This is a genomic window from Streptomyces sp. NPDC050211 (assembly GCF_040656035.1).
In the GTDB taxonomy this organism is placed as follows: domain Bacteria; phylum Actinomycetota; class Actinomycetes; order Streptomycetales; family Streptomycetaceae; genus Streptomyces.
This window is the reverse complement of sequence record NZ_JBFALC010000127.1, coordinates 1-11,729: the sequence shown is the minus strand read 5'-3', so window position 1 is coordinate 11,729 and position 11,729 is coordinate 1. Positions and strand designations below refer to the sequence as shown.

Here is an 11,729-nt window from a genome sequence, read left to right as displayed (position 1 = left end):
CGGGGGGCATCCTCCACCCCCCCCCACCCATACCCGGCCCGCGCCCCCCCGGCCCCAACACCCCCGGGCCCCCCCCGGGCCCCAGGGCCCGCGCCGCGCTGCTCCGGCAAGAGCCAACGCTGACCGATCGGCCGAGGTACCGGAGGGGTGCGCGGGACGAGAGTGGCACAGCGGCCGTCACGACACCGGCCGTGACCTGCCACTTCTTGTCACTCCGCCGCCCCCAGGAACAGCGCCATGCCCGTGCAGCTCCCCGTGCTCGCTCCGCCGCAGCCGCCACCGACGGTCAACCGGCAGGTCCGGCCCCCTCGGCCAGCTCGCCGGTATCGCGTCCCGCTCCTCGCCGTCCTGGCCATCAGCCCGCTGTACGGGGTGTGGGCCGCGCATCTCGCCACGGTCGGCGGCGATCTCGCCGCGCAGTACGCCTGGGCGGGCTTCTTCGCCCGGCACCCGGACGTTCCGTACGGGCTGTTCTGGTTCGGCGGCCTGCACACCGCCAACTACAGCGTCCTGTCACCCCCGTTGATGGCACTGTTCGGTGTTCGGACCGTCTCCGTGCTGGCCGGCCTGAGCGCCACCTGGCTGCTGGCCGCCCTGCTGGTCCGCACCGTTCCGCGGGTGGCCCTGTGGCCCGCGCTGATCGGCGCGCTCGGTCTCTGGTACGACGTCGCGCTCGGCCGCACCACGTTCGCCCTCGGCCTCGCCTTCGCCCTGGCCGCCGTACTCGCGCTGGCCGGCCGCCCGCCCCGGCCCGCACGGCTCACCGCGGCCGCCCTCGCCGCACTGTGCGCCACCATGAGCAGCCCGGTCGCCGGTCTGTTCCTCCTGGTCGCGGGCGCCGGATATCTGCTCGACCGGCAGTACGGCAAGGCCCTCGTCCTCGCCCTGCCACCCGTGGCCGTCGTCGCCGCGACGACCCTGCTCTTTCCGTATCAGGGCGAGCAGCCCATGTCCGCGAGCCGCATGGCCCTGCCCCTGCTGCTGTCCCTCGGCACGGCTCTGACAGCGCCGCGCGACTGGCGGGTGGTACGGGCCGGGGCGGTCGTGTACGCCGCCGGAGTCGTCCTGTGCTGGCTGATCCCCTCGCCGATAGGTTCCAACGTCGAGCGCCTCGCCGTACACCTCGGCCCCGCCGTACTGCTCGCGGCGCTGCTCAGCACCCGCTCGGGCGCCGCCCGCAACGCCCTGCCCCCGCTCCGCGTCTGCACCTTGGCCGCCGTAGCGATCTTCTCCGTGGTGCACCTCTGCCTGACGTCGACGCACCCACTGCGCGGTGCGGCCCCCGCTCCGGCCTGGGCCACGCACACCGGCGGAGTCGTCGCCGAACTGCACCGGCTGGGCGCGGACCGCGGCCGAGTCGAGTTGCCGACCGACCGTGACCATCGCGGGGCGACCCTTCTCGCCCTGCATGTGCAGCTGATGCGGGGCTGGAACCAGCAACTGGACCAGGACAGAGGGCGGATGTTCTACGAAGGCGACCTGGACGGCCCTCGCTACCACGCCTGGTTGCGGCAGTGGGCGGTCGGCTACGTCGTCGTCCACGACGGCCCGCCGGAGACGACCGCGGTGCGCGAGACGGCCCTGATCCGGGACGGGCAGGACTGGCTGGAGCCGGTCTGGCACGATCGCCACTGGAAGATCTACCGGGTCCACGACACCCTTCCGCTCGCCTCGGCCCCGGCCCACGTCCTGAAGGCGGGAGAAGCGGACGTGACACTGAGAATCCCACGCCCGGGCACGGTCACCGTGCGCATCGTCCACTCCCCGTGGCTGCGGGCCGAAGAAGCGTGCGTCAGCGCCGACGGCCCCTGGACCCGGCTCACCGTGCCCCGGGCCGGCGTGTATCGACTGACCTCCGGCTACGGCGGGGCCGGTGCCGGGGCGAACGGCTGCTGACCGGTGCGCGTCAGCCGACAGGGCAGCCGGGCCGTCGAGGCCCTGTACCGGCTGGAGTTGGGGGAGGGGTCCTCCGACGGGCGCTGGCCGACCCGGCCCGACATGGCATGACCGCCGCCATGAACCAGATGGACGCCGAGCGGCGACACCGCCTGGGTGGACGTGGTCGGCCGGACCGCCGGATCACCGGACGCTACCGAACGCAAGGAACGTGCCGCATCCGCAGCGAGAGGCGCATCCGCTCGGGCAGAGGCCCTCTCGAAAGCGGCAGTTCGGGCACCGCCCACTCATCGTCTGTGGGATTCCCCCCGCTGAGTATGGTCAGAGCAACGAGTCGCCGACCGAAGTGGCGCCCTGTACACGGACAAGACGTTGGCTCGCACTTCGCTGAGAGCTTGGCGGGCAATGGCACTGAACTCATCGGTGTTGCCCAAGTCGCTCCACCGCTCGTAGGCGATCTTCAAGGCGAGTGCCCCCAGTTCTGCTGTCACTCGGGCGGCGAGGTCGGGTAGACCGCGCTGCGCCATGGCCCGGGCCATCGAAGCGGTGAGGCTCATGCCCTTCAGGGCTTCGCGCTCCTGGAGCTCGGGATGGGCATCGATCACCGCTCGTCTGCGGACGGTGAACGCGCGGCGGTCGGGCGTGAAGACGTCCTGTCCGAGCGCGTCGAGGCCGTACGCCACCGCTTCGAGCGGGGCCGCATCCGTGGGCGCCGCCACGATCGCGGTGACGAGTCGTCCGGTGAGCGCATCCTCGCTGAAGAGCACCTCTCGCTTGTCCTGGAAGTGCCGGAAGAACGTGCTCTTGGTGAGTCCGGCGCGCTTCGCGATGTCGAGCACGGTCGTGTTCTCGTAACCGCGTTCCGCGAACAGTTCGAGCGCGGCCTGAGCGAGCCGTTGCGATGCGTTGGGTTCCCAGCGGGCCATGAACACACCTTACGGGACTCAGTCCCATCACCATGTACAGTGATGGGACTGAGTCCCATCACTGGGTGTGGAGGCACGTCATGAGCCGAGCTGTCAGGTACGAGACGTTCGGAGGACCTGAGGTCCTGAAGCTGCGCGAGATCCCCGAGCCGCATGCGGGAGCAGGTGAGGTGCGCGTGAGGGTGGCCGCCGTCGGCCTCAACCCCATGGACTGGCTCCTGTCCTCGGTGCCGGAGACGGCGCAGCAGTTCGGCATCACCCTGCCGTCCGGCTTCGCCACCGACTTCGCCGGCACCGTGGACGAGGTAGGCGAAGGCGTCCGCGGCTTCACCGTGGGCGACCGCGTCTACGGAGGTGCGACGGGCCGTGCCGCCGCCGACCTCCTGGTGGTCGACCCTGCCGGGGCGGATACTCTCCTTCGTACGCCGGCGAAGATCAGCGACGAGGTCGCCAGCACGCTCCCGGTGGCCGGACGGACCGCCCTGGCGGCGCTCGCAGCGATCGACGTCAAGGCTGACGACACCATCCTGATCGGAGGCGCCGCCGGCGGTGTCGGCATATTCGCCATCCAGCTCGCCAAGCTCGCCGGTGCCCGAGTGATCGGCACCGCCTCCGAAGGCACCCACGACTTCCTTCGGCAGTTCGGCGTCGACCCCGTCACCTACGGTCCCGGCCTGGAGGGCCGCGTGCGCGCGATGGCTCCCGACGGGGTGAGCGCGGCGGCCGACCTGCACGGCGCTGACGCAGCCGAGGCGGCGCTCGCGCTCGGCGTCCCCCCGGAGAGGATCTCCACGATCGCCGCCGGCCCCAACCCGCCCGGGGGCGTGCGCTCGACCACCGGCTTCCATGCACAGCCCGAGGACTTGAAGCGGATCACCGACGCCATCGTCACCGGTGGGATCACTGTGCCGATCGCCGCCACCTTCCCCATCCAGCAGATCCAGGAAGCCGTGCGACTGCAAGCAGGAGGCCACGTCCACGGAAAGATCGTGGTCACCCTCTAAGAGCTCCTGGCGGCCGAAGGCGGGGTGTGGCCCCGGCGGCTGCACGAGGCTCTCCTGGTCGAACTCCGCGGTGCGAACACCATGAGAGCAGTCGGAATCAGGGTCCCGCGTGCTGCCGATCACGTCGTCGAGCCGGTCGCGCACAGCGAGCTGCCTTGTCGGACTTGCACCTGACGCCAACGTCAGCTTTTAGCGTAGTGGGCGTCGGCGCTCGCCGATCATTCACCCCACTGATCTCACGAAGGGCCGGTTCAGGCCGCGTGGAGAGGCAGAACGTCATGCGCGCAGTCCGTTATCACGAGTACGGCGGTGTGGAGACCCTTGTGGTCGAGCAGGTGCCGGACCCACATCCCGGGCCCGGCGAGGTCCGCGTCCGCGTCGCGGCGGCCGGCGTCAATGCCGTCGACTGGAAGGTGCGTTCCGGTGCGGTGCACGAGGTACTCCCCGTGGACCTGCCCGCCATTCCCGGGCGTGATGCCGTCGGCGTGGTCGACGAGATCGGTGAGGGTGTGCAAGGGGTGAGCATCGGCGACCGTGTCTTCGGGCTGGGCGGCGTCACCGGCGCGACAGCGGAGTTGGCCGTGCTCTCGGCCTGGGCTCACGCGCCCACCTCGTGGACCGACGAGGAGGCCGCGGGCGCCGGTCTGGCCTCCGTGACCGCGCTGGGCGGGCTGAAGGCGCTCGGTCCTCTGCGGGGGCGCACCCTACTCATCGAGGGCGCCGCCGGAGGTGTGGGCAGTGCCGCGGTCGAGATCGCGGTGGCTCAGGGCGCCACCGTGATCGGGACGGCCGGCGAGCGCAACCACGAGTTCCTCACCTCTCTCGGAGCAGTTCCCACCACCTACGGCAACGGCCTCGCGGAGCGCCTCGCCACCCTGGCGCCGGAGGGTGTCGACATCGCGCTCGACACTGCGGCCTCCGGGTCCCTGGCCGATCTCATCGCGATCGTGGGCGACCCTGCACGCGTGTCGACGATCGCCGACTACACCAACGCGCATCGCCTGGGTGTGCGTCTGGCCAACGCCGAGAACGACTCCACGCTGCTCACCGAAGCGAGCGAACTCGGCCGGCAAGGCCGCTACACACCGCGTATCGAGCGGACCTACCCGCTCGAACGGATCGCGGAAGCGCACGCACACGCCGAGCGCGGACACACGCGGGGGAAGATTGTGGTCTGCATCTGAGCGTGTCCCACCGCTCAGGGCTTCCAGGACTTCCCGCGAACTCGACCGCGGGAAGCCCTGGCTCCGGATCACCAGTCCTGGAGTGCATCGACTCTGGCCCGAGTACCTCAGGGCGGGCCGCTGCGACTGCACCGCGTGGCGTTCGAGGAGCCCAGCGCGGAGGTGCGGCGACGCACCAAGAGCGTCTCCGTCCGCCTCGCCGCTCTCCATGTCGCAGGCGTCTGCTTCAGTCAGTGTGAGCGGTCAGCGCGATGAGCCAGGCGAAACACCCTGGCGCGGGGTGCGCAGCCCATCGATGAGCAGAGCGACCATGCGTTGGTTGTACTGGGGTCCTTCGCCGGGCACGGGCATGCACAGGTTGGCGATGGCGTACAGCAGGTCATGGGCGCTGACATCGTCGCGAACCGCTCCGTCGGCCGCCGCGGTGTCGAGCAGTGCCGTGAGGGCGGGGCCGACCTTCTCCAGGAAGTAGCCGGGCAGGTCCGCGTAGGCAGGATCGCCCGAATGGAGGGCTGGGGCCAGTCCTCGTTTGGTCCCCAGGAACTCGGTGTACTGGCGCAGCCACTCGGCGAGCGCCTCTCCGGGCTCGTGGACGGCGCTGAGCTGTGGTCCCGCCGCGGCGCAGGCGTCGATCCCGCTCTCCACCACCGCCTTGACCAGGTCTGAGCGCAGCGGGAAGTGCCGGTAGAGCGTCCCGACACCGACGCCGGCCAAGTCGGCGATCTCCTTGGCGGGTGCGTCGACGCCGGATGTGTCGAAGACGGCCCTTGCGGCCTTGATCAGGGCATCCACGTTGCGCTGCGCGTCCGCGCGCATACGGCGGGGCGCCCCGGGCGGAGCTGCCTTCTCGGTCATGGTCCCTCCAGTTGCGTAACCGGAAAGGCTTTCCGTATAGTTCCGGAAAGCCTTTCCGCTTAGCTGCAGGGTAGGGCATCCGCGGGTGCTCTGCCACAACCAGGAGGGACGACCCCCATGCAGTACCGCACTCTGGGCCGCACCGGAATCAAGGTCAGCCCGTACGCCCTCGGCACGCTGATGTTCGCCTCGGCCATCGGCAACGCCGACCACGACGACTCGATCCGCGTCATCCACAAGGCGCTGGACGCCGGCATCAACTTCGTCGACACCGCCGACGCCTACGGCGACTCCGAGGAAGTCGTCGGCAAAGCGCTCAAGGGGCGCCGCGACAACGTCGTCCTGACCACCAAGGTGAGCCGCCCGATGGGCGAGGACCCCAACCAGCAGGGCACCTCCCGGCGCTGGATCATGACCGCGGTCGAGAACTCGCTGCGCCGGCTGCAGACCGACTACATCGACCTCTACCAGATCCACCGCATCGACCCCACGACCGACGTCGAGGAAACCCTCTCCGCACTCACGGACCTGATCCGCAGCGGAAAGGTCCGCGCCATCGGCTCCTCGACGACCCCGGCCTCCGACATCGTCGAGGCGCAGTGGGTCGCAGAGCGCCGGAATCTGGAGCGCTTCCGCACCGAGCAGCCGCCCTACTCCATCCTCAACCGCGGCATCGAGCGCGAGGTCCTGCCCGTCGCTCAGCGGTACGGCATGGGCACCCTGGTGTGGGGGCCGCTCGCTCAGGGGCTGCTCACCGGCCGCGTCCGCAAGAACCAGGAGAACGGCCTGCGCCGTGCGGGCTACTTCAAGCACCTCAGCGACGAACGCCGCATCGACGTCGTCGAACAGCTCATCCCCCTAGCCGAGGAAGCGAGCATGCCGATGACCCACCTCGCCACGGCGTTCACCATCGCCCACCCAGGCGTCACCAGCGCCATCATCGGGCCGCGCACGATGGACCACCTCGACGACCTCCTCGCCGGCCTCGACGTCGTCCTCGGCGACGACATCCTGGGCCGGATCGACGAGATCGTCCCACCCGGCACCGATGTCGGCGCGCTCGACCAGGACTACATGCCTCCCGCCCTGGTAGTCCCGAGCCTGCGTCGCCGCCCCGTCAGCGAACGCGCGGCTGCCTGACGCTCCGCACACCAGGAACCGCGTCAACTCGGCCCATCGTCCATTCCTGCAACAGGAGTTTCACGAAGAGCCGTGCAATGCAGAGGAGGGGAGGCGACCTTGTGGTTGCAGGTGCTGCTACTCATAGGTCTCATCGTCATCGGGTTCGGCATCCGCGAGACCGCGCTCCAGCGCCGCCTCCGACGCGAAGGAATCCGCACCGAGGGACTGGTGGTCCGCCACCGCAGGCACCGCGTCCAAAAGGGGACCGTCTTCTTCGCGGTGGTCAACTTCGTTGATGCACAGGGCACCTCACATGAGTTCGAGGCCAAGGTATCCGGGGTCAAGGGTCTGCCCGTGGGCGGTCAAGCCCCAGTGGTCTACCTCCTCGGCGCCCCGAAGACCGCACGACTCGACCAGACCCAGAAGCGGTTTGAGAGCGTTGCGCTTCCTCTCCTGGCCGGCATCGCGTTCACGACCGCCGCAATCTGGATGCTCTACACCGGCCGTTGAGCCTGTTCCCGGCAGGGCGTCCCACACCGCTGGTGGCGTCGAGTCGGCGAGGGCCGTGGACACGTCGATGCCGGATGGGTGGACGAGCGCGCCGAGACTCCTGGTTGGTCCGCGTCGAGGGCGGCGGTCGCGGTGTTGCCGGCCAGGCCGCGCCGCTGCTTGAGCTTGTTCACGGCTTCAACGCGGGAATCCGCAGTGGTCGCAGGCCCGTGGAGCGTGGAGTGTGGGATGCGGCGTGCTCAGGCTCGGCGGTTTTCGGCGGCCTCGATGAGCTTGTCGAGGCGGGCGAGCGTGGTGGTGAGCTGGTCCATCTGCTTCCTGATGCGGGCGTGTTCGGCGTTGAGCATGGCCAGCTGGTGGTCGGTGGTGGTGTCGGTGTCGATGCAGGGGAGCAGTTCGGCGACGCGGCGGCTGGACAGGCCCGCGGCGTAGAGCTGCTGGATGAAGCGGACCCGGTCGACGGCGTCGTCGGTGTACTCACGCTGGCCGCCGGGGCTGCGTCCGGACGTGAGGAGCTCCTGTTCCTCGTAGTAGCGCAGTGCGCGGACGCTCACTCCGGAGCGCCGGGCGACCTCTCCGATACGCACACGTTCCTCTTCTCGTCGCATTCGGGGCCGAACTCTCATCGAAACCCAGACGCAGGACTTGACTCTAACGTCAACGGTAGGTTCTAGCGTAGCCCGCATGACCACACCGAACACCCACACTCACCCAGCGCCCGGTCTCCGTATCGAGGGTGCCGTCGCGCTCGTGACCGGCGCCAACCGAGGACTGGGCCGCCACTTCGCCCGGCAGTTGATGGAGCGCGGCGCGGCGCGCGTGTACGCGACCGCCAGGCGTCCGGAGGCAGTCGACCTGCCCGGCGTCGTGCCGCTGCGGCTGGACGTCACGGACGACGACGAGGTCCGGGCCGCGGCCGCCGCGGCTGGTGACGTGACGCTCCTGGTGAACAACGCCGGGGTCAGCCGCTGGACGAACCTCGTCACCGCCGACCTGGCAGACGTACGCGCGGAGATGGAGACGAACTTCTGGGGCACGCTGGCCACGGTGCGGGCATTCGCCCCGGTGCTCGCGGCCAACGGGGGAGGAGCGATCCTCAACGTGCTGTCCGCGCAGTCCTGGCACGCCTACCCGGGTACGAACGGCTACCACGCCACCAAGGCAGCCCAGTGGGCGTTGACCAACGGCGTGCGAGTGGAGCTTGCCGAACAGGGCACGCTCGTGACCGGCCTGCACCTGGGCGCCGTCGACACCGACTTCAGCGCCGCCTACGACGGACCCAAGGGTGCCCCGGCCGTCGTCGTCCGTGCCGGCCTGGACGGGATCGAGGCGGGAGCGGCCGAGGTGATAGCCGACGATTGGAGCGCCCACGTCAAGAAGTCGCTGGCCGAGGACCCCACCCGGCTGTACGACGAGATCCGCGCCGGCATCGTCTGATCAGATCGTCCCGATTCGACCAGGGTGCATCTGCGGCGGCAAGTCCGAGGCTCCAACCGGGCGACCCAGCCTCGGACTTGCGCGCAGGCTGCCGTCCACTGCAGCGATCTGACCGGCAGCAGCCGGCATTTCGACGGAGGGAGAGATGCTGCTGACCGAGAAGGTGCCCTCGTTCAGCATCCACGGGCGCGGCCCCGCCGCGTTTCGTCAGGCATGAGTCTCCCGCGCCAGGAACTCTTCGAGTACCTGCACGGTCTCGGTCGGTGCCTCGAAGGGCCAGAAGTGCCCGGCGTCGAACAGGTGCACAGCGCTGCCGACGGGAAGCCTGTCCAGCACCGCGGGGTCGGTGTAGAACTCGTGCGGCTGGTTGGGATCGTCGCGTCCTTGGAGCAGGAGGACTGGACACCTCCAGGCATCTATGAGCCGGGTGCGGCGCTCGATCCATTCCTGGCGGAACGAGGAGGAATTGAAGTAGCGCGGCACCGCACGGGAGATGCCTTCGTAGCTGAATTCCTGCACGGTGCGGACGAGGTCGGATTCCTTCACGGGCCGCTCCGCCAGCAGCGTGTAGGCGGCGACCACGAAGGTCCGCGCGTCGGACAGAATCACCGGGGCCTCGGCCGAGGTGAACATCTCCTGCTGCGGGTGAAGGTCCGGGTGCAGCTTCCACAGATGCTGCTGGCCGCGTCCGTAGCGGATCACGCGCTCGCCCAGGCGGGCGACCAGGTGGTCGGCCACGGGAGTGCCGCGGTCGTGGGTGATGAGGCTGAAACGGTCCACGCCAATCTGGTCGAGGAGAGCGTGGAGTTGCGTGGCGACGCCTTCCTGCCGGAAGTCACCCGTGCCCTTCTCCGACTGGCCGTAGCCCTTGAGGTCGATCGCCAGGCAGCGGAAGGTGCCACCCAGGGCCTCGAGGGCGTAGTGCCACTGCCACCAGGAGTCGGGCACACCGTGCAGGAAGACGACTACGGGAGCCTCGGCGGGGCCGCACTCGACGTAGTGCCAGCGCACGGTCTCGCCGTCGCCGGGAGCGTCGACGAAGCGGTGGACGATGGTGACCCCGCCGAGGTCCTCGCGGTCACCATCGGCGTCGGGCTCCCGGGCCGGGGTGGCAGGCAGTGCGGCGGCACGCCCCTCGACGGCCGCAAGCCGCTTCGGCCGCTCTTCGAATCCTGCCCGTATCCGGGCGGGCGGCTCGGTGTACTCATGGACAGTGGGCGTGGTCGGCATGGCAGTCCTCCAAGGGGTATGCGGGGAAAGAACAGGTGGAACGGGCCGTCGATGAGCTCCTACGGCCACGGCTACGTACGCCGCAGCCGCGGGAATGAGCACGGCAGCCGGTACGGCACGTGCGGGCGGATCGCCGTGCCGTAGATGAATCGCCGCGGCGGAGGTCATCAACGGCGCCCGGCCGGGAACGTCCGCATCCCCCAAGACCGCACCGAGCAGCAGCGTCTAGTTGAGGAAATCATCAACTATGAGAGAAGCTTCGTCAAGAAGTCTTGATGAAAACATCAGAAGCGTCTGACCGCTGACGCGCGTGGTCGCACTCGGCCCATGCCGACGTCAGCGCCGCCCGGCAGCGGGTTCGCGCGGCGCCCCGCCGAAACGCGCGGGGCACTCGTCCACGCGGCTCGGCAGATCCTCGCCGAGGCAGTGGCAGCGGTGATGGACACGCTGGAGGAGTTCGGCCAGACCTTCGACGCTCGGCTGCGGAAAACGGGCTGACCTCCCGGGCGCTGCGCGACCTGGACCTCTACAACTCGGGAAGGCCTGAGCCTCCATCAGAGCCGCAGCGGTTCAGCGTTCAGCTCCGAGGCGAGCTTGTTGTTGGTCGTGGCCATGCCTACTTCGACGCCACCCCTGGCCGTTCGACGCGGCGGCCGAGACTCTTCTGATAGATCACGAAGTCGCAAGGGGTGGCCAGGTGGGGAGCCAGCTCTGGGTACGACTCGTCGATCGAACCTGTGCGGACCACCCGGTAGCCGATGCGTCCGTACCAGTCGGCCAGGAATTCCTTGGAAGGGTGCGACCAGGTGCGCGGAACGAGCAACTCCAACTGCATGACGTCGAGTCCGGCTTCCCGACCGTACTGTTCGGCGAACCGCACCAGTTCCCGGCCGATCCCTGTGCCACGCCGCTTGGGCGCGGCGGCCAGCATGCCGAACTCACAGACGGTGGCGGCGAGTTGTTGGATCCGAACGCAGCCGACGACCTCCTCGTGCAGGCGCGCCACGGTGATCTGCTCCGCTTGGGTGAGCGAAGCGACCTCCTGGCGGCTGGTCCGCGTTGTGCCAGGGACCCACAAGCCTTCCTCGGCCACTTCGTAGACCTCGTTGATCAGCGCGGTCACCGCTGACATGAGATCGGAGTCTTCAGCGTGGGCCGGAGAGAGAGTTTCGATGCGGAGTGCCTCGTCGTTGGTCACGTATGTGCGGCCTTTCATGGGCGGGCTTCTCAACAGAGAGGTATGTACTGGTGGTTGGGGACAGAACGCCAGCCGTGCAGGGACGAGCATGGTCTGTTGTCAACGCCCTCTTCGGTGTTCCACCGGGGTGAGCATCCCGCCCTTACGACGCGGTCGTGACGCCGGACGGTTCACCCCGCAGCATGTGAGCGGCTGCTGCGGCCACCGCCTGCTGGGCGGCGATGCGGTCGACGTGCAGAGGTTCCCCGTAGGCGACCACCTGTTGGCCGGCCACCCAGACGTCGCGCACGGCCCGGGAACCGGCGGCCCACACGAGATTGGCGAGCAACTGCTCGTCCGGGACATCGAGTCCCGCGGCGAAGTGCGG

The 11,729-nt window shown here is 69.3% G+C and carries 11 protein-coding genes and 2 pseudogenes; 7 read left to right on the top strand and 6 right to left on the bottom strand.

Annotated features, from left to right (window positions below; all coding sequences use genetic code 11):
* Positions 1-237 precede the first annotated feature (237 nt).
* The gene (locus AB0I98_RS48565; RefSeq protein WP_362952739.1) at positions 238-1,896 is read left to right on the top strand and encodes a hypothetical protein; all 1,659 of its coding nucleotides are present in this window, start codon (positions 238-240) and stop codon (positions 1,894-1,896) included.
* A gap of 287 nt (positions 1,897-2,183) precedes the next feature.
* On the opposite strand, the gene AB0I98_RS48560 is transcribed toward AB0I98_RS48565, so the two are convergent.
* Positions 2,184-2,822 carry a helix-turn-helix domain-containing protein gene (locus tag AB0I98_RS48560; protein ID WP_362952737.1) on the bottom strand — a complete coding sequence of 213 codons (639 nt, stop codon included), beginning with the start codon at positions 2,820-2,822 and terminating at the stop codon, positions 2,184-2,186.
* An 80-nt stretch (positions 2,823-2,902) separates the two neighbouring features.
* On the opposite strand from AB0I98_RS48560, the gene AB0I98_RS48555 reads away from it, so the two are divergent.
* Together AB0I98_RS48555 and AB0I98_RS48550 are read left to right on the top strand one after the other, a co-directional pair.
* Positions 2,903-3,826, top strand: coding sequence for an NADP-dependent oxidoreductase (locus tag AB0I98_RS48555; RefSeq protein ID WP_362952735.1), 924 nt, complete (start codon positions 2,903-2,905; stop codon positions 3,824-3,826).
* A 278-nt stretch (positions 3,827-4,104) separates the two neighbouring features.
* Positions 4,105-5,010, top strand: a complete 906-nt coding sequence (locus AB0I98_RS48550) for an NADP-dependent oxidoreductase (RefSeq protein WP_362952733.1) — start codon at positions 4,105-4,107, stop codon at positions 5,008-5,010.
* A gap of 243 nt (positions 5,011-5,253) precedes the next feature.
* Here AB0I98_RS48550 and AB0I98_RS48545 read toward each other — a convergent pair whose 3' ends face one another.
* Complete coding sequence (locus AB0I98_RS48545) at positions 5,254-5,865, bottom strand: TetR/AcrR family transcriptional regulator (protein WP_362952731.1); 612 nt, start codon at positions 5,863-5,865, stop codon at positions 5,254-5,256.
* Positions 5,866-5,982: 117 nt separating this feature from the next.
* Here AB0I98_RS48545 and AB0I98_RS48540 point away from each other — a divergent pair, with 117 nt between their 5' ends.
* Positions 5,983-7,005, top strand: a complete 1,023-nt coding sequence (locus AB0I98_RS48540) for an aldo/keto reductase (protein ID WP_362952729.1) — start codon at positions 5,983-5,985, stop codon at positions 7,003-7,005.
* Positions 7,006-7,104: 99 nt separating this feature from the next.
* The gene (locus AB0I98_RS48535) at positions 7,105-7,497 is read left to right on the top strand and encodes a DUF3592 domain-containing protein (RefSeq protein ID WP_362952727.1); all 393 of its coding nucleotides are present in this window, start codon (positions 7,105-7,107) and stop codon (positions 7,495-7,497) included.
* Between the two features lie 239 nt (positions 7,498-7,736).
* Here AB0I98_RS48535 and AB0I98_RS48530 read toward each other — a convergent pair whose 3' ends face one another.
* Positions 7,737-8,084 (bottom strand): MerR family transcriptional regulator, encoded by a 348-nt coding sequence (locus AB0I98_RS48530; RefSeq protein ID WP_362952725.1) that lies wholly within the window; start codon positions 8,082-8,084, stop codon positions 7,737-7,739.
* Positions 8,085-8,181: 97 nt separating this feature from the next.
* Here AB0I98_RS48530 and AB0I98_RS48525 point away from each other — a divergent pair, with 97 nt between their 5' ends.
* Complete coding sequence (locus AB0I98_RS48525; RefSeq protein WP_362952723.1) at positions 8,182-8,934, top strand: SDR family oxidoreductase; 753 nt, start codon at positions 8,182-8,184, stop codon at positions 8,932-8,934.
* 207 nt (positions 8,935-9,141) lie between these two features.
* Here the strand turns inward: AB0I98_RS48525 and AB0I98_RS48520 are convergent, their stop codons facing one another.
* A complete protein-coding gene (locus AB0I98_RS48520; RefSeq protein WP_362952721.1) occupies positions 9,142-10,164 on the bottom strand; it encodes an alpha/beta hydrolase in 1,023 nt (340 codons plus the stop codon).
* A gap of 327 nt (positions 10,165-10,491) precedes the next feature.
* Here AB0I98_RS48520 and AB0I98_RS48515 point away from each other — a divergent pair.
* Positions 10,492-10,647, top strand: a pseudogene (locus AB0I98_RS48515) (TetR/AcrR family transcriptional regulator); the annotation flags it as partial.
* A gap of 133 nt (positions 10,648-10,780) precedes the next feature.
* Here the strand turns inward: AB0I98_RS48515 and AB0I98_RS48510 are convergent.
* Together AB0I98_RS48510 and AB0I98_RS48505 are read right to left on the bottom strand one after the other, a co-directional pair.
* A complete protein-coding gene (locus AB0I98_RS48510) occupies positions 10,781-11,362 on the bottom strand; it encodes a GNAT family N-acetyltransferase (RefSeq protein ID WP_362952719.1) in 582 nt (193 codons plus the stop codon).
* A 142-nt stretch (positions 11,363-11,504) separates the two neighbouring features.
* Positions 11,505-11,729, bottom strand: a pseudogene (locus tag AB0I98_RS48505) (hypothetical protein); the annotation flags it as partial.

Excerpts from the sequence above, each read along its gene's own strand:
- AB0I98_RS48565 (WP_362952739.1), top strand. The coding sequence starts at position 238 with ATGCCCGTGCAGCTCCCCGTGCTCGCTCCGCCGCAGCCGCCACCGACG.
- AB0I98_RS48545 (WP_362952731.1), bottom strand. The coding sequence starts at position 5,865 with ATGACCGAGAAGGCAGCTCCGCCCGGGGCGCCCCGCCGTATGCGCGCG.
- AB0I98_RS48550 (WP_362952733.1), top strand. The coding sequence starts at position 4,105 with ATGCGCGCAGTCCGTTATCACGAGTACGGCGGTGTGGAGACCCTTGTG.
- AB0I98_RS48520 (WP_362952721.1), bottom strand. The coding sequence starts at position 10,164 with ATGCCGACCACGCCCACTGTCCATGAGTACACCGAGCCGCCCGCCCGG.
- AB0I98_RS48555 (WP_362952735.1), top strand. The coding sequence starts at position 2,903 with ATGAGCCGAGCTGTCAGGTACGAGACGTTCGGAGGACCTGAGGTCCTG.
- AB0I98_RS48560 (WP_362952737.1), bottom strand. The coding sequence starts at position 2,822 with ATGGCCCGCTGGGAACCCAACGCATCGCAACGGCTCGCTCAGGCCGCG.
- AB0I98_RS48525 (WP_362952723.1), top strand. The coding sequence starts at position 8,182 with ATGACCACACCGAACACCCACACTCACCCAGCGCCCGGTCTCCGTATC.
- AB0I98_RS48540 (WP_362952729.1), top strand. The coding sequence starts at position 5,983 with ATGCAGTACCGCACTCTGGGCCGCACCGGAATCAAGGTCAGCCCGTAC.